The following is a 22,150-nucleotide window of genomic DNA, read 5'->3' as shown; positions in this document are numbered from 1 at the left end:
CGGGCGACCGATGACCACTGAGAGAGAGCCCGGGGCGGCCGGCCACCTCCCTGCCGCTCCCGAACCGCTGTCCCCGCCCCTGGGGCTGGAAGCGGCCTGGGCGCATCCGCTCGTGGGCCGTCTGCTGCGCGCCCAGCGCCTGCTGCGCCGGACCGACGGGCGCCACCCCTGGCTGCTCGATTCCCTGATCGTCTCCCTGGCCGCCACCGTGGCCCTGCTCGACGCACTGCTGGGGCGCGACAAGGGCCCGTTCGGCGCTGTGACCGGCCGCACCGATCTCTCCCTCGGCCTCCTGCTCGCGGTCACTGTCGTGCTCGTCCTGCCCCTGTGGTGGCGGCGCCGGGCGCCGACCGTCGTCTTCGCGCTCGTGGCCGTGGGGGCCTGCGTGCCATGGGTGCTGGATCTGTGGGTCCTGGCGGGAGTGAGTCTCCTCGTCGCCCTCCACAACGTGGCGCTGCGCGGCTCCTTGCGTGTACTGGGCTGGGCGGCCGCGGTCACCTGCGCCCAGATGTCCGTGGCGGTGTGGTTTCTTCTGTCGGCGGACGATCCTTGGGCGGCCCTGGTGATGCTGCTGAGTCAGGAGACCGCAGCCATCGCCCTGGGCCTGACTCTCCGCACCCGGCGGATCTACCTGGCGGCACTGGAGGACCGGGCGGCCCGGCTGGAGATCGAGCGGGACCAGCGGGAACGGCTCATCGCGGCCGCCGAACGTTCTCGCGTCGCCCGCGAGATGCACGACATCGTCGGCCACAACCTCGCCGTCATGGTCGGCCTCGCCGACGGCGCCGCCACCCTCGCCGCCAGCCAGGGTGAACATGCCGCCGAGCCCCTGCGCATCATCGGCGACACCGGCCGCCAGGCGATGGGCGAACTGCGCCGCGTACTAGGTGTGTTGGGCTCGAAGCCGGACGACGCGCCGCTCGGCCCGCAGCCCGGCCTCGCCGACCTGGACACCCTGCTGGCCCGGGTGCGCGCCGCCGGGGTGAGCGTCTCCTACCGGACGGAGGGCGACCTCTGCGCTCTGGGCAGCGGCGTGGAGCTGACCGTCTACCGCATCGTCCAGGAATCCCTGACCAACACCCTCAAGCACGCCGGGACCGATGCGGCGGCCCAAGTGACCGTGGCCGCCGGCCCGGACGGGATCCGGGTACGGATCACCGACACGGGTCCACCCCTGGGCCCCCGGCACGGGCCGACCGAGAGCGACGAGAACACCTCCGGCGGACACGGATTGGTCGGCATCCGCCAACGGTCCGAGATGTACGGCGGGACGGTCACCGCCGGACCGCGCGGCGACGGCCCCGGCTGGATCGTGGACGTCACCCTTGAGGCACCCTCCACCCCCCTTCCCACGCCAGGAGACCAGGCACCATGACCACCGTGCTGATCGCCGACGACCAGCCTCTTCAGCGGCTCGGCTTCCGCATGCTTCTGCAGGGCACCCCCGGGATGGCCTGCGTCGGCGAGGCGAAGCACGGCGCTGAGGCCGTCCGCATGGCCGCCGAGCTGAGTCCCGACGTCATCCTCATGGACGTCCGGATGCCCGGCATGGACGGCATCGAGGCCACCCGGCGGATCATCGCCGCGGGCGGCCGTACCCGCGTGCTCATCCTCACCACTTTCGACCTCGACGAGTACGCCTACGCCGGGCTGCGTGCCGGAGCCAGCGGTTTCCTGCTCAAGGACGCCGGCCCCGAGGAACTCGTCGCCGGAATCCGGGCGGTGGCGTCCGGTGATGCCGTGGTCGCGCCCCGGCTGACCCGGCGTCTGCTCGACGCCCATGCCCACCAGGTCCTCTCACCCGCCGCCGCCCCCGAACCACAGGACGACCCCCGGCTGCGCATGCTCAGCGAGCGCGAACACGAGGTCCTGCTCGCCATCGCCAAGGGCTGGACCAACACCGAGATCGCCGAACGGCTGGTTCTCTCGGAGTCCACGGTGAAGAAGCACGTCGGCCGCGTCCTCGCCAAGCTCGGCGCCCGTGACCGTATCCAGGCGGTGATCACCGCTTACGAAGCGGGGCTGGTACGCCCCGGCGCTTGAACTGCTCGGCAGATCGAGTGAGTTCGAGCAGTAGCCACCCCACGACCGGCTCCGATCGACGCGGAGCGGAAGACCGGGGAATCCGCCAGTCAGGCCCGTCAGGTCCGTCACGTCGCGGAGAACCCGTCGAAGCCGGCGGCCTCCTCGCGGATCTCCCGGGCGTCGGCGGGCAGCAGCCACCCCGTGTGCTCCAACTGGTTGGCCTGGCGGACAACCCGCTTCACATATGTGCCTTTACTGCCGTAGAGCGCTTCGAGTTCGTCCGCGGAAAGGTTCTCCTGGGCACCGGCACCGGTGCAGATCGAGTAGCGCTGCTCGTGGAGGCGGCGGCCGACCTGGTCCGACGGGAGCTGGTGTCGCGGGTCGAGGACGACACCGACACCTCGCGGGGCACTGTGGCCCTGGCCCGGCACTTCGCGGAACACCGCTCCTTCTACCGCGCGATGCTGACCGGAGCCTGCGCCTTCGACATGACCAGAACGCTCAACGCCCTGTTTGTCACGCTCAACCAGAACGTGCTGCGGGAGTTGCTCGGCGGGATGGAGGAGACCGCGGCACGGGACATGGCCCTCTTCCTGGCCGGCGGGGTCGGCGCGGTGGTCAACGACTGGCTGATCGAAGGGGCGGAACCTCTCGACCCCGAAGAACTGGCGGGCCGCCTGCTCCACCTTGAGTCTGCCCTCGCCTCCATGCCCCGTATCCGAGACGACGGAGAGTCCACCCGATGAACCTGACCAGCCACTTCCTCCAACGCCTGCTGCACCTTCCCCCGCCCCTCACCAGAGACGTGACCGTCGAGCACGACCTGCGCGTGCCGGTGCGCGACGGAGTCGAACTGTTGGCCAACCGCTGGCGGCCGAAGTCCGGAGGAGACGGCCTGCCGACCGCGCTCCTGCGCTCGCCGTACGGCAGGACCGGCATGATCGCCATACAACTCGCCCGGCCCCTGGCCGAACGCGGCTTCCAGGTGCTGGTGCAGAGCACGCGCAACACGTTCGGCTCCGGCGGCGACTTCGATCCGCTGCGCCGCGAGCGGGAGGACGGCCTGGACACCCTGGACTGGTTGGTCAAGCAGCCCTGGTGCGGCGATTCGGTCGTCCTGTTCGGCGGCAGCTACCTCGGCTTCGTCCAGTGGGCGGTCGCCGACGCCGTCCCCCGCAGGTCAAGGCGATCATCCCCTCGGTCTCCGAATCCGCCTTCACCCTGGAACAGCTCCGCGCGGACGGCTTCGCCCTGGAGGCCCCCTTCGGCTGGGGTGTCCAGGCCGCCGGGACGGAACGCCCCAGGGCGCGGCTGCGGCAGTTCCTGGAGACGGGCAAGGTCCGGAAGGCCATGCGGACGCTGCCGCTGAACGCTGCCGACACGGCGGTCCTCGGATACCCGTCCCCGTATTTCCAGAACGTCCTCGACCACGACGACGAGTCACCGTTCTGGAAGGTCGTGGATCGCAGCGACCAGGTCAAGGACATCGCCGTGCCGGTCAGCACGGTCGGCGGCTGGTACGACATCTTCCTGCCGGGCCAGCTCCGCGACTACCGCGCGCTCCCGGACGCGGGGCGGACCGCACGGGTCACCATCGGCCCCTGGGCCCACATCTCCATGGGCGTGGGCGGCGCGGCGGCCGCAGAGGCCCTCGACTTCGCCCTGCCCCTCACCCGCGGCGAACAGCCGCCCGAGCGCCCTCCGGTACGCCTGTACGTCATGGGCGAGGAGAAGTGGCGTGACGTCTCGTCCTGGCCGCCCCCGGGATACGAGCCGCGACGCTTCCACCTCCAGTCCGGCCGCGCCCTGGCCACCGAACCTCCGGCCGCGGTCTCAGTCCCCGACGGTTACCACTACGACCCGGCCGATCCCACCCCTGCGGTCGGTGGCGTCCGCATGGCCTTCGGCGTGAAAGCCGGCCGCGTCGACAACAAGGAGTTGGAGGCCCGGTCCGACGTACTGACCTACACCACGGCCGAGTTGGAGAAGGACGTGGAGGTGATCGGCGAGGTGAGCGCGGAGATCTTCTTCTGCTCCAGCCTGCCGCACGCCGACGTGTTCGTCCGTCTCTGCGACGTCGACGAGAAGGGCCGCTCCACCAACGTGTGCGACGGCCTGACCGGCCTCACCGGCGCCGACGAGATCTCCCGGGCCCAGGTACGGCTGTGGCCGACGGCGTACCGCTTCAAGCGCGGACACCGCATCCGCGTCCAGGTCTCCAGCGGTGCCTTCCCCCGCTACAACCGCAATCCCGGCACCGGCGAACCCCGGGCCACCGCTACCACCCTCCGCGCCGCCGACCAGTTGGTCTTCCACGACCCGGAGCACCCCTCCGCCATCGTCCTCCCCGTCCGAGAGACGGACTGAGGCGTCCGAGCCGACGCCTGGCCACCCACCAGAGGGCACCGGCAGTGCGGAACACCCGCCGCCTTGCCCGAGATGTCTCCGCGTTCCCCGCGACGCGACCGGGTTTCGTGTCTGCCGCCGACTGCCCGTGACGGAGTCGGGACCGACGAAGCGGACGCGGAGGACGACCGACGTGATGGGCGTACAGCGCCTGTCCGACATTTTCACCGAGGCACTGCCGACGGGCGCGCACTCGCGCCCTGCCATCGCCGAAACCGCTGGGGTCCCGCCTTCGCCTGATCCCGTGGACGAGCCAGGCCGGTACCAGCCGCTCACCACCGGCCCGGAGCTGGAGGTCGCCCGGCGCCCTACGGCGAGGAGGCCGGGATCGCCCAGGTGCGCCGGGCACCGGGTTCCTGAGGTTCCCTCACAGAGTCCCCATGTCGGGCAGAACCATGCCGCGTAGCAGTCGGCTGATGGTCGCGTGCGATACCCCCGCTTCGTCACCCAGGGCCCTCAGTCCGATCTCCTTAGGGGCAGGCGTCAATGAGCGACGCATGGAGCAGCTCCGCGACAGTCTCACCGGGCTCCGGGAGATCACCGATCCCTACCTCGACCGGTGGAGCCGTCCCCTGCTGATCCTGACGAAAGGCGAGTCCGAGGTGCCGGCGTCTCGTTGGCTCTCGGTGACGCGGCGATCGAGCGTTACCGGCTCATGGCCGAACGCGGCCCAGGAGAGGGAGCGCGCGGCCTGTGGACCGCCGCCGGAGCGGTCCCCGGCGCACGGATCGCCGACGTGGGAACACGTCGAAGGCGGGGCTGTTCGACGCCGCGGTGGCGGACGCGCTCGCGGAGTTCGGCAAAGCCTTCGATGAGCGCCTGCTGCGCTTCGATGAGCGCCTCCTGCCCTTTGGCGAGCGCCTCCTGCGAATTCGCCCCCTCAGCCGTCAGTCCCGCCCAGGGGCTCCCGTACGCAGGCCGTCCATGACCAGGTCCCGGAGGCGGGCGGCCTGGGACTGCCAGTCGCCGTTGACGTCGATCTGCCAGATACCGGCGATGGCCAGGATGAAGTCGTCGGCGGTCACGTCGGGGCGGATGGTGCCGGCCTCATGGTTGGCCACGAGCAGGGCTTCGATCGCCGCGACCACCGGCGCGTAACCCGGCTGCGCCGAGGCGGTCGACGTGCCGATGGTCTGGCGCATCGCGTCGGCGAGACCCACCTTGGCGACGGCGAAGCGGGCCAGGCTGTCCATCCACTCGCACAGGGCCTGGTCGGGCGCCTTGGTCCGGAGCAACTCGGCGGCAGCGTCGGTGAGTTGCTGAACCTCGTGGCCGTACACCTCCAGGATGAGCGCCTCACGGTTGGGGAAGTTCCGATAGAACGTGCCCTGCCCCACCCCCGCCTTCTTGGCGATCGCACTCAGCGGCGCGTCCGCCGAATGCGACAGCTCGACCAGCGCCACCTTCAGAATGCGCTCCCGATTGCGCTGCGCGTCCGAGCGCTGAGGCCCGTCGATCCTCAACTCCACTCACTCTCCTCCTGGGTTCACATCCCAAGTAGTGGACAGTAGTCCGCTAGTCCGCTCAGGAGTACCATAGCGGCGGATCCGCCCAGGGGCAGTGGTCCGCTCCCGGCCTTCGTCCCCAGTCAAACGTGAGGGCGACAGCGGCGAGACGGTTCCTGCCGTCGGCCCGGTGCGCCGTAAGCAGGACGTGACGTCCACGGGGTGTCGAACCGCCCCAAGGCGGACCGCCGCCATGAGCATCGTCGTGGTGACGGGCGTGACCGCCGGAATCGGTGTGCACGCGGCCCGTCATCTCGTCGGCCGCATCGCCGTTCCCGAACACCGACGGCGCGGTGCCGGTGACTGCGAGGCGACCTGAGCCGACCTCAGTTCTCCAGGACGAAGATCGGCTTGTGGCCGGCCCGGTCGGAGGTCAGCACGTCGGGGATCTCGTCCCAGTCGTGGATTGAGCTGGTGACCAGCTCGGGGTGGAGCGTGCCGGCGGCCACCGCCTCCAGGATCGGGGTCATGTTCGGCCGCGCGTGCCCCTTGCCGATGTGGAAGTCGGCGCCGAGCGGACCGGCGATCTCCTCGGCGACGAACCGGCCCAGGGTGCGCCCGTCGATCCGCCGGACCAACTCGCCGAGCAGATGACCGTAGTTGAAAAGGTGGTAGCCGGACGCCGTGCCCGGAGGCCACCACGGCGCCTGGGCGGCCAGCCGGGCCGTCGACACCGGTACGTCGAGAACGTCCGCGACGGTCACCGGCCGGTCCCACCCCGAGACGCCCGAAGTGTGCGACAGCAGGTGCCGGACCAGCACACCTTCCTTGCCGCGCGCTGCGAACTCCGGCCAGTACCGGGCCACCGGGGCGTCGACATCGAGCAGTTGGCGCTCGACCAGCAGCAGCGCCGCCAGGGACGTGACCGTCTTCGTGCACGACCAGACGTTGGTGATCGTGTCACGCCGCCACGGCGCCGTACGGCCCTGGTCGGCCCATCCGCCCCACAGGTCGACCACCGGCTTCCCGTCCACCAGGACCGCGATCGAGACGCCGAGTTCGTCGCCGGTGTCGAGGTTCCCGGACAGCCGCGCGGCCAGCTCCGCGAAGGGCTCGTCGCACACTCCGTGCAGATCCGCCATGGTCGGCCTCCGGTCCGGATGTCGTCGCCGGCCGGCCGCACCGACGCGCGGGGCACACCGCGCAGCTCGCGACGGAGACTCGCGCGCGCGATGTCGGCGGCGTCCAGCAGATAGGTCTGGCGCATCCGCCACGGGGCGCGGTGGCCCTGCCGGGGGAAGCTCTGGACGCCCCGTTGGACGTAGCCGGACGCCAGCTCGATCATGGGCCGCTCCCGGACGCCGGACTCGGCGGGCGGGGTGACCGCCGCGAGTTCGGCGCGGCGCATGTGGTTGAGGACCCGGCACACCAGCCGCGCGGTGAGGTCCGCCCGTATCGTCCAGGACAGATTGACGTAGCCGAAGCAGAGCGCGAGGTTCGGCACGTCGCTGAGCATGGTGCCCCGCCACGGCAGGTGGCGCGCGGGCTCGACCGGCTCGCCGTCGACGCTCACCGCGATGTGACCGAACGCCAGCATGCGCAGCCCGGTCGCGGTCACCACGATGTCGGCCGGCAGCACCCTGCCCGACCGCAGCCGTATCCCCTCGGCGATGAGATTGCGGTGCAGCAGTCCCAGACCCGCGTCGATAGTCTGCGGCTCGTAGGGAATATCCGGATGCAGCATCCGGTATTCGACGGCGCCCACCCCCGCATAGTGTTCGGGATCCTGCTCACGCGACAGACGAATGCCCTGGTTGTGTACGAACAGGAATCGCGATGCGCAGTCCAGCCCCTCTCCGACGGTGTCGCAGTTCCCGACCGCCAGAGCCAGCGGGCCGAGCATCGACATGTCCTGGTAGGCCGCCAGACGCAGCCCGAAATCCGGACAGTTCAGTTTCTTCGTGGCGCGGCGCAGCATCCGCCCGGCCGTCACCGCGGGCAACAGCCCGTGCTCGGAATCCAGATCACCGGGCGAAACGCCGAACTCGGACAACAGCCGCGCCCCGTCGCCCCCGAGGTCGTCGATCAGACGATCGATGCCGCGGATCGCAGCGGCTCGGATCTCCATCTGTATGTGCCAACCGTATCGGCGCCGGGCATTCGTGAACGATGCCGAGGTGTGAGTTCTCCCAGCCGGTCCCGGGCCGCCGAATTCGTTTCTCCCGGCCGCCTCGCCGGGCCTAGCATTGCCGCCGTTGTGCCGAATGATGTTCGGAATTTCGAACCGGTGAGGGCGTGATGCCGTTGTCCGCGGTGATCGAGGCGCGTGGGCTGTCCAAGGTGTTCCAGACGACGGTGCGGCGGCCCGGACTGGGCGGAGCGCTCAGGTCGCTCGTCAGTCCGCGGCGGGTGGCCAAGGTCGCGGTGCAGGATGTCGAATTCAGTGTGGGCAAGGGGGAGTTGCTCGCACTGCTCGGTCCGAACGGGGCCGGGAAGTCCACCACCATCAAGATGCTCACCGGGATTCTGACGCCCACCTCGGGCGAGGCGCTGGTCGCGGGGGTCGTGCCGCACCGGGACCGGGAGCGCAACGCCCACAACATCGGGGCCGTGTTCGGACAGCGGACGCAGTTGTGGTGGGATCTGCCGGCCCGGGAGTCGTTCGCGATTCTGCGGGACATCTACGGGGTTCCGGAGGGCCAGTACCGGGCCAGGATCGAGGAGTTCGACGGGCTGCTCGAACTCTCCGAGTTCTGGGACACCCGTGTCCGGCATCTGTCGCTCGGGCAGCGCGTCCGCTGCGATCTCGCCGCCTCGCTGCTGCACGACCCGCCCGTCGTCTTCCTCGACGAGCCCACCATCGGCATGGACGTGGTGGTGAAGGAGCAGGTACGGCGGTTCCTGCGGCACCAGGTCGAGGAGCGGGACCGTACCGTCCTGCTCACCACGCACGACATGACCGAGGTCGAACGGCTCGCCGAGCGGGTCGTGCTGATCAACCACGGCCGGATCGTGCTCGACGGCTCCCTCCACGAGATCCGGCGCCGCTTCGGCGGCACCTGGCAGGTCCGGGCCACCCTCGCCGACCCGGCCGATGTCGAGGAGATCGGGCGGAGCGAGGGAACGGGCGGCCCTGTCGCACTGCCCGGCTTCGCCGGCATCGGTGTGCTGCGCCGGGAGGGGCCGCGCGTCGTGTTCGGGCCGGTCGGGGCGGACTCGCCCAGCGTGCACGAGGCTCTGAAGGTGATCATCGGACGGTTCCGGGTCGCCGACCTGGCGCTGGAGGAGAACGACCTCGAGGACGTCATGCGCGCCGCCTACCTCAGCGACGTACCGGCCCAGGAGCCGGCCGCCGCCTCCACCTCCGCCTCCGCCTCCGCCCCCGCCCCCGCTTCCCAGGGCGGTTGAGCCATGACGGCCAGGACCACGCAAGCCCCCGCCCCCGCCGCCCCCACTGCCTTCGCGACCGCCGTCTCGCGTGCCCGGCGCATCGCGTGGATCACGCCCCGGGGCGAGCTGCTCGCCCCGCCCCGAATGACCGCCACCGCCGTACGGCTCCTCGTCCAGGTGTGCCTGGTCGTGTACCTCTGGCGGGGGCTGTACGCGAACACCGACTCCAGCGCCGGGCTCGACGAGACCCAGGCCGTCGGCTACGCCGTACTGGCCGTGCTCGCGAACCGCATCCGCGGCCTGGACCGGCGCGCGGGCCGCGACACGGTGATCCAGCATCTCCACTTCGGGACGATCGTCTACTGGTACCTGCGGCCGATGAGGCCCCAGCGCTACTACGCCCTGCGCGCCCTCGGCGACCAGCTGTACGGCTTCGGCTGGGTGCTCGCCGGATACGTGCTGTCCCTCGCCGTCGGTGTCGTCGCCCCGCCCGCCTCCCTCTCGGTGGCCGGGGTCTTCACGGTGAGCATGCTGCTCGGCCAACTCGTCCTGTACTACGTGATGATGCTGGTCGACCTGCTGTGCTTCTGGACGCTGCGCAACGAGGCGGCCCTGCTGATCCTCGTCTTCGCGCAGAACCTGCTCTCCGGTGTGTACGCGCCGCTCTGGTACTTCCCGGACTGGTTCATCACCCTGAGCATGTTCCTGCCGTTCCAGGCGACCCTCGGCGTACCGCTCTCCATCTACGTCGGGCGGATCGGCGTCGACGACGCCTTCGGCCAGATGGCGATCCAGGCCGTCTGGATCGTGCTGCTCGCACTGCTCACCCGCCGGCTCTGGGACCGGGCCGGCCGCCGCGTCGTGGCCCAGGGAGGATGAGGATGAACCCGACGACATCACCGAGCGCCTCTCCGGCAGCCGCCGAGTCGCCCACGTCCCGCCCCGGCCCGCCGCACGGTGCCGCGCACGCCTGGCGGGTCGTCTGGCGGATCACCAAGCTCAACTTCAAGGCCCGGCTGGAGTACCGGGGAGAGTTCCTGATGGGGATCGCCGTCGGGGCGATCTGGCAGGTCTCGATCGTCGTCTTCGCCTCGGTCCTGCTCACCCGGTTCCCCGGGCTCGGCGGCTGGTCCAGCTCCGACGTGCTGCTCATCGCCAGCATGCGCATGCTCGCGCATGGGCTGTACGTGCTGTTCCTCGGGCGGGTCCAGTACATGAACCTCCTCGTCCAGGAGGGGGTCGTCGACCCCTGCCTGATCCGCCCGATGCCGGTCTACCGGCAGATCCAGCTGGCCTTCTTCCCGGTCAACGCCATCGGGGACCTGGTCGTCGCGGTCGGGCTGTTCGTCGCCGCCCTCCAGCGCAGCTCCCACGACTGGACGGCCGGCCGGATCACGTACGTGGTGGCGGGGGTGCTCGGCGGCATGCTCGTCGAGGCCGCGCTCTTCACGGCCCTGGCCGCCGCCGCGTTCCACTTCCCGGCCACCTCGTACTGGAGCCAGTGGCTGGAGGAGCTGATGGGGACGTTCGGCAGCTACCCCCTCAGCATCCTTCCGAAGGCCGCGTCCGCCGCGTTCACCTTCATCGTGCCGCTCGCCTTCATCGCGTACTTCCCGGCCGGCGTGCTGACCGGGCACGGCGGGGCGATGGGCGTACCGGAGGCGCTGGCCGTCGCGTCGCCGTTCATCGGCCTCATGGCGTTCGTGCTGTCACGGCTGCTGTGGAGCTGGAGCCTGCGGCGGTACACGGGCGTCAACGGATGAGAACGGATGAGAACGGGCAAGGGCGCGGGGCGGGTCGGAGGCGCGGCCCTCTGTTCGGGCCGCGTCACTTGAGGCGGGTCTCCAAGCCGTCGAGGACCCGGTCCAGGCCGTACTGGAAACCCTCCTCCCGGGCCGCCCGGGGGTCCGTCCCGCGCTGTTCGGCGTAGCCCTCGCGCAGCAGCGGGTACTCCTGGGCAGCCTCCTCGGCGGCCGGCCACAGGTGCTCGACCATGGTCCGCTCGTCCTGGCCGCTGCGGGCGAGGACGTTGAGCCAGGCGGCCTCGCTCGTAGCCATGCCGGTGACGTACGCGACGACGGTGGACAGCGCGCGGTCGGCCTCGTCGGTGGGGAAGCCGGCGGTGGTCAGCACGTTCAGTGTGGCCTCGGAGGCGCGCATCCAGTTCGGGCCGAGGTAGGACATGCCCATCTCGCCCAGCACGGAGGCCAGCCAGGGGTGGCGGAGGATCGTGGTGCGCAGGCTGTGGGCGCAACCGGCCATGTCGGTACGCCAGTTCGCGGGATCGGGGTGGACGGGGGCCTCGATCTCGCCGTAGATCTCGTCGACCGCCAGCTCGATCAGTTCGTCCTTGTTGGCGACGTGGCGGTAGAGCGAGGTGGCGCCGGCGTTCAGGCGGGTGCCGAGTCTGCGCATGCTGAGGGCGTCGATACCTTCCTCGTCGAGCAGGCGTAGGGCTTCGGCCACGATGTGGTCCCGGCTCAGGGCGGGGTGCTCCCGGGTGGGCCTGGGGCGGGTCCATACGGACGGGAACGTCGACTGCTTCTCGGGGGGCGTGGGGGGCATTGGGGGGCCTTTCCGTTGCCTGCGTACGGGTGACGCGGCCAGCGTACGGTGTTCGCATCCGGGTGGCTTTCTCGCCCCCGCCGCCCCTACCCGTCCCATCCCCAGGGGCTGCGCCCCTTCGACCCTCTTGGGTTGTCAGTTGGCCGCGGGTGCGTTGTGGTTGCTCGCGCAGTTCCCCGCGCCCCTGAAAACCAGGGGCGCGGGGAACTGCGCGACCAGCCCCCACCGGGGCCGCGGCCGAAATCCGGGGTCAGATCCCCGCCACCCTCCTGAACATCCCCGCCACCCGAAGCTCCCCCTCGATCCGCCCGGCGGCCACCCGCAGCTCCGGCAGGACATCCGTCACGCACTGCTCGACCGTGCGCCGGCTGCTGTGCATGGCGACATTGACGGCGGCGACGACGCGCCCGTCGCGGTCGCGCACGGGTACGGCGATGGAGCGGAGCCCCTCCTCCAGCTCGCCGTCGACGAGGGCGTAGCCGTCGTGGCGGACGCGCTCCAGGAGGGAGAGGAGTTGTATGCGGTCCGTGAGCGTGTGCGGGGTCAGGGGGGTGAGAGGGGAGGGGAGGGGCACGTCGGGGAGGAGGTCGGCGAGCATCACGCGGCCGAGGGACGTGGCGTACGCGGGGAGGCGGGTGCCGAGGGTGATGTTGACGCTCATGACGCGGCTGGTGGCGACCCGGGCGGTGTACTGGATCTCCTCCTCGGGCCCGGTGAGGAGGGCGAGGGAGGCCGAGTCGTGGACCCGCGCGGAGAGTTCGGCCAGGTGCGGGGCGGCGATCCGGGGGAGAGGAAGCATGGAGAGGGGCGGGAAGCCCAGGCCCAGCACCCGGGGGGTGAGGCGGAAGACGCGGTCGGACGAGGCGACGTACCCGAGGTGTTCGAGGGTGATCAGGGCGCGGCGGGCCGTCGCGCGGGCGAGGCCGGTGGCCTGGGCGACATCGGTGAGGGTGAGCTCGGCCCGGCCCTCGCCGAAGGAGGTGATGACGGTGAGCCCACGGGCGAGCGACTCGATGAACTCCCGGCCCAGTTCCTGCTTGGAGGCACCCGTCCAGGCGGCGAGGCCGGCGGGGGCCGAAGACGCGTCCGGGGCGGGGGCGGTGGACACGCGCCGCCCCCGCAGCTCCCGCTCCATCTCCGCCACGGCCGCCCGCATTCGCGGCAGCAGCGTCGAGCGCAGCGATTGCGCGGTGTGCCGGCTGGTGTGGCTGACAACGCTCGCCACGCACGCGACCCGCCCCGTACGGGGATCCCGCACGGGTACGGACACCGCCACCAGCCCCGGCTCGATCAACTGGTCGTCCAGCGCCCACCCCTGGGCGCCCGCCCGATCCGTACGGGCCTCGAAGTCGTCGTACGCGCCGCCGCGCGGAGGGACCGCCGGGAAGCCGCGGCCCTCGGGGTCGGCGGTGCGGCGGGCCCGCCAGCGGGCCCAGTCGGCGGGGTCCCACTCGGTGGCGAAGAGCGGGCCGGGCCCGGTGCGTTCGGCGGGGAGGAGGTCGCCGATGCGGAAGCTCAGGGACATCGCGCGGCGCCGGGTGGCCTGGTGGATGAAACGGATGCCGTCCCGGTCGCCGACCGCCAGGGACACCGACTCGTCCAGCTCGTCGGCGAGGGCGTCCGCGTGGGCGTCGAGGAGGCGGGGGAGACGGATCGCGGCCAGATAGGCGTTGCCCAGCTCCATCAGCCGGGGGGCGAGGACCGCGTCCCGCCCGTCCAGCCGTACGTATCCCATGCGGGCCAGCGTCGCCGTGATCCGGTCGACCGTGGAACGCGCGAGCCCGGTGGCCTTCTCCAGCCCGCTCAGGCTCAGGGTCCCGTCCGCCTCGGTGAGCCGCCGCAGCACGGTGATCCCCCGCATGAGGGGGGCGACGGCCTCGGAGGGCGCGGGCGCGGGCGCGGAGGCGGCGGCTGCGGCGGAGGCCGCGGTCGTGACGTTCGGGAGCATGGGGTCACGGTAATGCCGCACGCCTGAGCCGGGCGCCTGGGAACTCGGGGACCACTTCGCTTCCGGGGGCGCGGGGAACCGCGCGACCAGCCCCCACCAACCCGCGGCCGAACAACCGACCACCACCCTCCCCTCCCCCTCCCCTCCCCCTCCCCTCGCGCACCTTTACCGCTTTACCGCCGGCTCACCACCACCCGATGGCCCCCACCCACATCCGCCTCCGTCACCGATATCTCGACCCCCGCCCGTACGTCCTTGAAGGACTCGCCGGGGACGAAAGGCGCGTCGGAGAGCTCGGCGTGGACGTTGGGGCTGCGCGTGCAGCCCCCGCTGTCGCGGCGGGAGTCGTACACCTTGACCGGCCCGTTCCCGGTGTCGACCGTCGCGTCGACCTTGTAGACGAGGACGCCGGGACGGCACACCGCGGCGTCGTTGCCCGCCTGCGTGCGCAGCTCGGCGGCGTACGCGGTGCGGGAGTCGAGGGGGACGACGACCAGCTTGCCGCCGCCGGCGTTGGCGAGCGGGGTCAGCGTGTACTCGGCGCTCCCGGGCGCGGCCACGCAGCCGACCTGGGTCTCGTCGAGCCAGCCGAGCTTCCACTTGTGCCAGCCGAGCAGATCGTTGTCGACGCCCCAGTCCTCGCTCATGATGTCCCAGTGCCCGACCGCGCCGCCGCCCTCGTGGGTGTAGAGGTCGGGCAGTCCGAAGACATGGCCGTTCTCGTGGGGGAGGACGCGGTAGCCGGTCTCCGTGTACGAGCCCGAGCCGTCGTCCTGGCGGCTGTAGACGAAGGACGCGTTGGAGACCGGGATACCGTCCGCGACCGGCGCCTCGCGGTTGCCGGCGAAGGTGACGGACAGGACGGTGTCGAGGGCGGAGGGGCCGGCGTTCGGGGTGACCAGGACGTTGACGAGGTCGTACGACCGGAAGTCCACGAGCGGATCGGCGGCCCGCACCATGTCCTGGACCAGCCGGCGGTAGCCGGGGTCGAAGGGGGCGCCGCGTTCGATGCCGTACGAGCGGAAGGACTTCGGCATCCGCAACCAGTCGGTGAGCGGGGCCTCGGGGCGGTAGTCGATACGGCCGTAACTGCTGGCCCTGAACCACTTCTGGGTCTGCGGGGCGAACTCCGCGAAGCGGTCCATCGCGCCGCCTTCGCCGGGCGCGTCGGAGAAGTCGATCATCAGGTGGAGGGCGCGGACCGTGCCGGTGGAGCGGGAGTAGCCCGGCGGGGTCGGGATGCCCTCCGACATCTGGGTGCCGAGCGGGCCGCGGATCATGCAGGGGCCGAGCGCCGAACCGCGGGCCAGGGCGGTGGCCCCCGCGGCCGTCGTCGTCTTCTTCTTCGCCATCAGGTGCCCGGTGCCGGCGGAGGTGCTGACCGCGAGCGTGAGGGCGGTGACGGAGGCGAGCACGATGACGCGACGCGGGCGTATCGGACCCGTCTGCGTCTGCGTCTGGGGCTTCGTCCGAGTCCGCGCACGCCGCTCCGCGCGGGACGTGCGCTCCCCGCGAGGCGTACGTTCCCCGCGCGCCGGCTGGGACGGAGACGGAGGTATTCGGCGTGGAGATATCAGGCGCCGAGTTTTCCCGCTTCTGCGGAACGGCTGCTGCATACACGCGCCCTTCGCTCCACGGCAGCCGCCCGGTGACGAGGCTGCACCCTTTCGATCACCCTGTGTCGAGGGGTGCGCGGGCGCGCGCTGGAAGGGCCGAACGTGGGTGTCACATTCGAGTACGGGAACCTGTGACCCAGGCCACACCAAAAGTCTTCCGGGACCGGAAATAACCGGGGATCGTTTCCCCGTTTAGCCATGTGTCCGAGCGAAACGGGGACTCCATCCCCGGATGGCTCGCAGCGCTGGATCCGGAAGCGATCCGGAAGCGATCCGGAAGCGATCCGGCAGAGAACCGGCAGAGAACCGGCAGAGAACCGGGAAGAGAAGAGGAGTACGCCGTGGAGACCGCGACCCCCGTGAGCCGCAAGGCGCCCCGCCCTCGGGCCGACGCCCTGCGCAACCGGGAGCGGATCGTCACCGCCGCCCGGGAGATGTTCGTGGAGTTCGGCCCCGAGGTGCCGCTCGACGAGGTCGCCCGCCGGGCCGGCGTGGGCAACGCCACGCTGTACCGCAACTTCCCGGACCGCGACGCGCTGGTCCGCGAGGTCGTCTGCTCGGTCATGGACCGCACGGCTCTGGCGGCCGAGGTCGCGCTCACCGAGACCGGCGACGCGTTCGAGGCGCTGTCGCGTTTCGTGCACACCTCCGCCGACGAGCGGGTGAGCGCGCTCTGCCCGATGGTCCAGACGGCGTTCGACGAGCACCACCCGGACCTGGAGGCGTCGCGCGAACGCCTTGAGGAGCTGATCGAGCACGTCATGCGGCGCGCCCGGGAAGCCGGCCAACTCCGCGCCGACGTGGGCGTCGGGGACCTGATGATCGCCGTCAGCCAGCTGAGCAGGCCCCCGGCCGGCACCCGGTGCGCGCGCGTCGACAGCTTCGTCCACCGCCATCTGCAGCTGTTCCTGGACGGCCTGCGGGCCCCGGCCCCCTCCGAACTGCCTGGCAGCCCCGTAACGATGGAGGACCTGCGCCGGCCCTGCCCGTCGTGACCTGACCGACTCGACCGGATCTGCCCGGTCGGCTCCACCGAGCCCCACGGCTGTCGACGAAGACAAGCCGCTACCCCTTGACGCTCTTTTCCCTCACTACCCCCACACCGGCGACTTCCTCGCCAGCGATCACGACACCGGTAGTCCTGTCATTTCTGTCCTTCCCGCTATTCCTTCCATTCCCGCTATTTCCGTCACGAAGTCCCGAAGTGGGTATCCCCATGTCTGAAACAGTCCGTAGCGCCCGTGGCGCCGGCAGCGCCCCCGAAGCGGGGGACGACGCGCACTCCAACCGCTGGAAAGCGCTCGTCTTCATCGCGCTCGCCCAGCTGATGGTCGTGCTCGACGCGACCATCGTGAACATCGCCCTCCCGTCCGCCCAGCAGGACCTGGGAATATCGGACGGCAACCGTCAGTGGGTCATCACCGCGTACGCGCTGGCCTTCGGCGGTCTGCTCCTGTTCGGCGGCCGTATCTCCGACCTGTGGGGCCGCAAGCGCACCTTCGTCACCGGTCTGATCGGCTTCGCCGGCGCCTCCGCGCTGGGCGGCGCGGCGACCGGTGAGGCGATGATGCTGGGCGCCCGCGCGCTCCAGGGCGCCTTCGGCGCGCTGCTCGCGCCCGCCGCGCTCTCCCTCCTCGCGGTGATGTTCACCGATGCCAAGGAGCGCGCCAAGGCCTTCGGCATCTACGGCGCGATCGCCGGTGGCGGCGGCGCCGTCGGCCTGATTCTCGGCGGTTTCCTGACCGAGTACCTGGACTGGCGCTGGACGTTCTTCGTCAACATCCCGTTCGCCGTGATCGCGGCGGTCGGCGCGTACTTCGTCATCCGCGAGCCGGCGGGCGGCCGCAACCGCTCCCCGCTCGACATCCCCGGTGTCGTCCTGTCCACCCTGGGCCTGGTCTCCCTGGTCTACGGCTTCACGCGAGCCGAGTCCGATGGCTGGGGCGACTCGATGACGATCACCCTGTTCATCGCCTCGGCGGCGCTCCTCGCGGCCTTCGTGTTCGTCGAGTCCAGGGTCAAGGCCCCGCTGCTGCCGCTGCGCGTGATCACCGAGCGCAACCGCGGCGGTGTCTACCTCTCGCTCGGCCTCGCGATCATCGCGATGTTCGGCCTGTTCCTCTTCCTCACCTACTACCTGCAGATCGTGAAGGGGTACTCCCCGGTCAAGACCGGCTTCGCCTTCCTGCCCATGATCACGGGCATGATCATCGGGTCGACCCAGATCGGCACCCGCCTCATGACCCGGGTGCCGCCGCGCCTGCTGATGGCCCCCGGCTTCCTGGTCGCCGGCCTCGGCATGCTGCTGCTCACCCAGATGGAGGTCGACTCCTCGTACACGACCCTGCTGCTGCCGGCCCAGCTGCTTCTCGGCCTCGGCATGGGTACGGCGTTCATGCCGGCCATGTCCCTCGCCACCTACGGGGTCGAACCGCGTGACGCGGGTGTGGCCTCCGCGATGGTCAACACGTCCCAGCAGGTCGGCGGCGCCATCGGCACCGCTCTCCTGAACACGATCGCCGCCTCCGCGACGACCTCGTACGTCACGGACCACATCGCCGGCGCCACCTCCAAGCCCGCCGCCCAACTGGTCCAGCTGGAGGGCATGGTCCACGGTTACACCAGCGCGATCTGGTTCGCCGTGGGCATCCTCGCCGCCTCGGCCGCGATCGCCTTCACCTTCATCACGACGGGCAAGCCGGACATGACATCGACCACCGGCGAGGGCGAGACGGCGGCGGACGAGATGAAGATCCCGGTCATCGCACACTGACGCAGTCATCGCACACCGACGCGTCGGAAGTAATGGGCTGGGCCGGAGTACTGGCTGAAGCATCGGGCGGCCTGCCGGCCGAGGGGCGGCCGAGGGGCGGCCCGGACGGCCCGGGCGCCCCGGGAGGAGAAGGGCGAAGTCTCTTCTCCTCCTACGGGCGCGGGGAACTGCTCGACCAGTCCCCACCCACCCGCACATTTCCACGACCGCCTGTTCCGCGACCGTCGGCGGCCCTCATCTCCACGACCGCCTGTTCCGCGACCGTCGGCGGCCCTCATCTCCACGACCGCCTGTTCCGCGACCGTCGGCAGCCCCCGTCTCGGCGGCTGCCACGTCACTCACGGCGGTCATGGCTACCTGAGCCAGGGCAGATCCGCCCCCGCCTCCGCCGGCTGAAGTCCCTCCGTGATGATCTCCATGATCTCGCCGAGGGACTTCTGCTGTTCCGGCGACAACCGGTCGAACAGCGCCTGCCGCACCGCGGCCACATGCCCCGGCGCGCACGTCGAGAGCATCTCGAACCCGCCGTCCGTCAGCACCGCGAACTGCCCCCGCTTGTCCGAGGGGCAGTCCTCACGCCGTACCCATCCGTTCTTCTCCAGCCGGGCGACGGCATGCGACAGCCGGGAGCGCGTGATCTTCGTCCGCATCGCCAGCTCGGTCATCCGAAGCCGCCGCTGCGGTGCCGCGGAGAGGACCACCAGCAGTTGGTAATAGAGGTGCGGCATGCCCGCGTCCCGCTGCAACTGGCGGTCGAGATGGTCCTCCATCAGGGTTGTGGCGTGTACATAGGCGAACCAGGTGCGCTGCTCCTCGTAAGTGAGCCATCGGGGTTCTCTCTCGGTGGATGCGGTGTTCATGCACCCACTGTACGAGGACCTTCTTGAAAATTGAACTATAGAGATGTAAGGTGAAACAGCAAATATTGAGACTTCAACTACTGGGGAGTTGGAAAAGGTCTCAAGTTCGAAACCCAGGAGACTGAGGCGACCACCGCGCCCGCTCAGGCGTGTGTGTCGTGTGCGTCGCGTGTGTATTGAGGGAGTCACCCTTATGTCCGCCGCCACCACCGAGCGTATGCCCGCCCTCTATCTGAGCCACGGGGCCCCGCCGCTCGCCGACGACCCGATCTGGCCCGGCCAGCTCGCCGACTGGTCCGCGACCCTGCCCCGCCCCAAGGCGATCCTGATGATCTCCGCCCACTGGGAGGAGGCCCCCCTCGCCCTCGGCGCGGTCGACCCCGTCCCGCTGGTCTACGACTTCTGGGGCTTCCCCGAGCACTACTACGAGGTGCGATACGAAGCACCGGGCGCCCCCGCGCTCGCCGCCTCGGTCCGCAAGCTCCTCCAGGCCCCCGGCACCCCGGTCCAGGACATCCCGGACCGAGGCCTCGACCACGGCGCGTACGTCCCCCTGGTCGAGATGTACCCGGACGCCGACATCCCGGTCCTGCAGATCTCCATGCCGACGCTGGACCCGGTCCGCCTGATGGACATCGGCCGCAAACTGGCCCCCCTCCGCGACGAGGGCGTCCTCATCGTCGGCTCCGGCTTCTTCACCCACAACCTCGCCGCGCTCCGCCAGTCCACCATCCCCACCTGGTCCACCGAGTTCGACGACTGGGGCCACCGCGCCCTCCAGGCCCGCGACTGGGACGCCCTCCTCGACTTCCTCCACAAGTCCCCGGCGGGCCGACTGGCCCACCCCCGCACCGAACACTTCGCACCACTGTTCGTGACGATGGGCGCGGCGGAGAGCGCCGGCGAACTGGACGCGCAGAAGTCGGTGATCGACGGGTTCTGGCTGGGGATGGCGAAGCGATCGGTGCAGTTCGGCTGAGACCTCGCGCCCGACCCTTGGTGGCCCGCTTTCCTCTGCCGAGGGGGGCGGGTCACCGCTGTCGCGGGCAGAGATCCTCCGAGGTGTCCAGGGACCCGCTTCGGGGGACTCGCTCCCGGTGGAACGGGACCCGCTTCCCGTGAAACGCGCTGCTCATGGCCTGCCTGAGAATCCGCTGTGACTCCGTGCGGGCGGCAACCATCGGGCGGCGCGGGCCGTCTTCAAGGTAGGAGGGGCGCCGAGGAGGGCGTGCTTCCGGGGCGAAGGCGGCGGTATCGGGTGTGACCGGCGTCTCGCGTACGGGGTGGCCGCAGAGGTCGGTGAGGTCGGTAGGGGTGGCGGGGCAGGTCTCGGCTCCTGGTCTGACCTGCGTCTCTGGGAACTCCCCGGCATCCAGCCGCCCCCTGTGGCGGGACAGGGTACTGCAAGATCAGAAAAATAGTGGGACGGGTTGGGAATTCTGTCCTGATTGCAGTCGTTGTTTCCTTCGGAAGCAGGGCACTCGGGAGAGTGTCCGAGCGGCCACCTCAAGACTCACGTAGGACCAGACACGACCCTGCCAGCCCACCATCGCAAGGGAGCACGCATGGCAACCCGTGCCGTCGCCGCTCGTCGTTCGTCCGCCTCCGGCGGGAGCGACGCGGCTCGCAGCGTTCGCGGCGTTCGCGCCTCTGGTGGCGAGATCGCCGACCGCGACCTGGTCGGCATGTACCTCGACGAGATCGCGCGTACGCCGCTGCTCGACGCCGCCAAGGAAGTCGAGCTGTCCCAGATCATCGAGGCGGGTGTGTTCGCGCAGCAGATCCTCGACGGCGAGGAGGAGGCCAAGGCGGACCCCACCCCCGAGGAGCTGGAAGCCCTGGTCGCCGACAGCGAGCGGGCCAAGGACATCTTCATACGGTCGAACCTGCGGCTTGTCGTGGCCGTCGCCCGGCGCTATCCCCGCAGCGGCCTCCCCCTGCTCGACCTCATCCAGGAGGGCAACGCCGGCCTGGTCCGCGCGGTCGAGAAGTTCGACTACCGCAAGGGCTTCAAGTTCTCGACGTACGCCACCTGGTGGATCCGTCAGGCCATCACCCGTTCGATAGCCGACCAGTCGCGCACCATCCGGCTGCCCGTCCACCTCGTCGAGGAGCTGGGGCGGATCCGCCGCGTGCAGCGCGAGTTCAACCGCGAGCACGGGCGCGACCCCGAGCCCCAGGAGATCGCCGCCGCGCTCGAATCCAAGCCGGAGCGCGTCGTCGACGTCCTCGACTGGGCCCGCGACCCCGTCTCGCTGAACATGTCGGTGGACGACGACGGCGACACCCAGTTCGGCGACCTGCTGGAGGACACCTCCGCGGTCTCGCCCGAGCAGTCCGTGCTCACGCTGCTGCGCAGCGAGGAGCTGGACAGTCTGATAGGACGCCTCGACCAGCGCACCGCCTCCATCATCAAGATGCGGTACGGCATCGAGGACGGCCGCGAGCGCACCCTCACCGAGGTCGGCAAGGAGCACGGGCTCACCCGCGAGCGCATCCGCCAGATCGAGAAGCACGCCCTCCTCGAACTGAAGAAGCTCGCCCGCGACACGGGCTTCGACGCGGTCGCCTGATCCGGTCCGACCGGCGGCCCGACGCCGGCGGCCAGGGCGTGGGTGTGCCGAACCGCCGTACGGCCATACAGCCGTACCGACGAGCACCCCATACGGCCATACCGCCCTACGTCGGCCACACCTTGGCCGTAGTACGCCGCTTGAACTCCCCGTTCCCGGGGCACAAGACTTCCGGGCCCACTCTTCACCGGGCCCGGAGCCGACAGGCCCGGGACCCGGAGTCGTCTGCGCGAGCCCGGCTCCACGACCACAACCGTTCCTCAGCACACGAGCGTTCCTCAGCACCGAGCGTTCCGCACCACCGAAGCCAAGTCCCGACGCTCTCCCCCCAGCGCCGGGACCCTCCCAGAGTCGGGCTTCGGCGCCACCCCCCCGGCGCCGAAGCCCGGCTCCTCGCGCGAGAAGGGCCACCCCGGACCTGAACCCCGGGGTGACCCGAATGGCAGATTGTGTCACAGAGGCGATGCGCGGCATCACCATCCGTGCACGTCAGAAGCCCGGCATCCGGTGCGCGTCAGAGATCCGGCGGCACCCTTCCCGCCGCTCCCC

General features: G+C 70.5%; 18 protein-coding genes and 2 pseudogenes. 12 read left to right on the top strand and 8 right to left on the bottom strand.

What is annotated here, in order from left to right:
* The first annotated feature begins 10 nt into the window (after positions 1–10).
* Entirely contained in the window at positions 11–1,375 is a 1,365-nt protein-coding gene (locus tag I8N67_RS13990) for a sensor histidine kinase (protein ID WP_200303378.1), read from the top strand.
* Positions 1,372–2,043, top strand: a complete 672-nt coding sequence (locus I8N67_RS13985) for a response regulator (RefSeq protein WP_200303377.1) — start codon at positions 1,372–1,374, stop codon at positions 2,041–2,043. Before I8N67_RS13990 ends, I8N67_RS13985 begins: the two co-directional genes overlap by 4 nt.
* Before the next feature lie 107 nt (positions 2,044–2,150).
* Here I8N67_RS13985 and I8N67_RS13980 read toward each other — a convergent pair whose 3' ends face one another.
* A complete protein-coding gene (locus tag I8N67_RS13980) occupies positions 2,151–2,468 on the bottom strand; it encodes an alpha/beta hydrolase domain-containing protein (RefSeq protein WP_200303376.1) in 318 nt (105 codons plus the stop codon).
* A gap of 45 nt (positions 2,469–2,513) precedes the next feature.
* Between I8N67_RS13980 and I8N67_RS13975 the strand changes: the two genes are divergently transcribed.
* A complete protein-coding gene (locus tag I8N67_RS13975) occupies positions 2,514–2,771 on the top strand; it encodes a TetR family transcriptional regulator C-terminal domain-containing protein (protein WP_200303375.1) in 258 nt (85 codons plus the stop codon).
* Positions 2,768–4,392 (top strand): annotated as a pseudogene (locus tag I8N67_RS13970) (CocE/NonD family hydrolase). The gene I8N67_RS13975 and the pseudogene I8N67_RS13970 overlap by 4 nt, the downstream one beginning before the upstream one ends.
* Positions 4,393–5,318: 926 nt before the next feature.
* Here I8N67_RS13970 and I8N67_RS13965 read toward each other — a convergent pair.
* Positions 5,319–5,900, bottom strand: a complete 582-nt coding sequence (locus tag I8N67_RS13965; protein WP_200303373.1) for a TetR/AcrR family transcriptional regulator — start codon at positions 5,898–5,900, stop codon at positions 5,319–5,321.
* Between the two features lie 229 nt (positions 5,901–6,129).
* On the opposite strand from I8N67_RS13965, the gene I8N67_RS43830 reads away from it, so the two are divergent.
* Positions 6,130–6,255, top strand: a complete 126-nt coding sequence (locus I8N67_RS43830; RefSeq protein ID WP_267912740.1) for a hypothetical protein — start codon at positions 6,130–6,132, stop codon at positions 6,253–6,255.
* Between the two features lie 7 nt (positions 6,256–6,262).
* Here the strand turns inward: I8N67_RS43830 and I8N67_RS13960 are convergent, their stop codons facing one another.
* Positions 6,263–7,018 (bottom strand): serine hydrolase domain-containing protein, encoded by a 756-nt coding sequence (locus I8N67_RS13960; protein WP_372443701.1) that lies wholly within the window; start codon positions 7,016–7,018, stop codon positions 6,263–6,265.
* 566 nt (positions 7,019–7,584) lie between these two features.
* Positions 7,585–8,004, bottom strand: a pseudogene (locus tag I8N67_RS13955) (AraC family transcriptional regulator ligand-binding domain-containing protein); the annotation flags it as partial.
* A gap of 170 nt (positions 8,005–8,174) precedes the next feature.
* Between I8N67_RS13955 and I8N67_RS13950 the strand changes: the two are divergent.
* From I8N67_RS13950 to I8N67_RS13940, 3 genes are read left to right on the top strand one after another with little or no spacing between them, the layout of a single operon-like run.
* Positions 8,175–9,284 (top strand): ABC transporter ATP-binding protein, encoded by a 1,110-nt coding sequence (locus I8N67_RS13950; RefSeq protein ID WP_200303372.1) that lies wholly within the window; start codon positions 8,175–8,177, stop codon positions 9,282–9,284.
* Between the two features lie 3 nt (positions 9,285–9,287).
* Positions 9,288–10,145: an ABC transporter permease gene (locus I8N67_RS13945; protein WP_200303371.1), complete on the top strand. Its 858-nt coding sequence runs from the start codon at positions 9,288–9,290 to the stop codon at positions 10,143–10,145.
* 2 nt (positions 10,146–10,147) lie between these two features.
* Positions 10,148–11,029, top strand: a complete 882-nt coding sequence (locus I8N67_RS13940) for an ABC transporter permease (protein ID WP_234045646.1) — start codon at positions 10,148–10,150, stop codon at positions 11,027–11,029.
* A 64-nt stretch (positions 11,030–11,093) separates the two neighbouring features.
* On the opposite strand, the gene I8N67_RS13935 is transcribed toward I8N67_RS13940, so the two are convergent.
* The 3 genes from I8N67_RS13935 to I8N67_RS13925 form a co-directional block, all read right to left on the bottom strand.
* Positions 11,094–11,831, bottom strand: coding sequence for a TetR/AcrR family transcriptional regulator (locus tag I8N67_RS13935; protein ID WP_200303370.1), 738 nt, complete (start codon positions 11,829–11,831; stop codon positions 11,094–11,096).
* 250 nt (positions 11,832–12,081) lie between these two features.
* Complete coding sequence (locus I8N67_RS13930; protein WP_200303369.1) at positions 12,082–13,779, bottom strand: IclR family transcriptional regulator domain-containing protein; 1,698 nt, start codon at positions 13,777–13,779, stop codon at positions 12,082–12,084.
* Between the two features lie 173 nt (positions 13,780–13,952).
* Complete coding sequence (locus I8N67_RS13925) at positions 13,953–15,395, bottom strand: M6 family metalloprotease domain-containing protein (RefSeq protein ID WP_200303368.1); 1,443 nt, start codon at positions 15,393–15,395, stop codon at positions 13,953–13,955.
* Between the two features lie 341 nt (positions 15,396–15,736).
* On the opposite strand from I8N67_RS13925, the gene I8N67_RS13920 reads away from it, so the two are divergent.
* On the top strand, positions 15,737–16,390 hold the full coding sequence (locus I8N67_RS13920) for a TetR/AcrR family transcriptional regulator (protein WP_200303367.1): 654 nt from the start codon (positions 15,737–15,739) through the stop codon (positions 16,388–16,390).
* Positions 16,391–16,611: 221 nt separating this feature from the next.
* The gene (locus tag I8N67_RS13915) at positions 16,612–18,168 is read left to right on the top strand and encodes an MFS transporter (RefSeq protein ID WP_200303366.1); all 1,557 of its coding nucleotides are present in this window, start codon (positions 16,612–16,614) and stop codon (positions 18,166–18,168) included.
* A 353-nt stretch (positions 18,169–18,521) separates the two neighbouring features.
* Here the strand turns inward: I8N67_RS13915 and I8N67_RS13910 are convergent, their stop codons facing one another.
* Positions 18,522–19,028 (bottom strand): MarR family winged helix-turn-helix transcriptional regulator, encoded by a 507-nt coding sequence (locus I8N67_RS13910; RefSeq protein WP_200303365.1) that lies wholly within the window; start codon positions 19,026–19,028, stop codon positions 18,522–18,524.
* A gap of 193 nt (positions 19,029–19,221) precedes the next feature.
* Here I8N67_RS13910 and I8N67_RS13905 point away from each other — a divergent pair, with 193 nt between their 5' ends.
* Positions 19,222–20,007 carry a dioxygenase family protein gene (locus I8N67_RS13905; protein ID WP_200303364.1) on the top strand — a complete coding sequence of 262 codons (786 nt, stop codon included), beginning with the start codon at positions 19,222–19,224 and terminating at the stop codon, positions 20,005–20,007.
* 586 nt (positions 20,008–20,593) lie between these two features.
* The gene (locus I8N67_RS13900) at positions 20,594–21,601 is read left to right on the top strand and encodes a sigma-70 family RNA polymerase sigma factor (RefSeq protein ID WP_200303363.1); all 1,008 of its coding nucleotides are present in this window, start codon (positions 20,594–20,596) and stop codon (positions 21,599–21,601) included.
* Positions 21,602–22,150: the final 549 nt, after the last annotated feature.

It is taken from the genome of Streptomyces adelaidensis, from assembly GCF_016598475.1.
Classification (GTDB): Bacteria; Actinomycetota; Actinomycetes; order Streptomycetales; family Streptomycetaceae; genus Streptomyces; species Streptomyces adelaidensis.
Note: the sequence above shows the minus strand (reverse complement) of the source record. Positions and strands in the feature narration are given on the sequence as shown.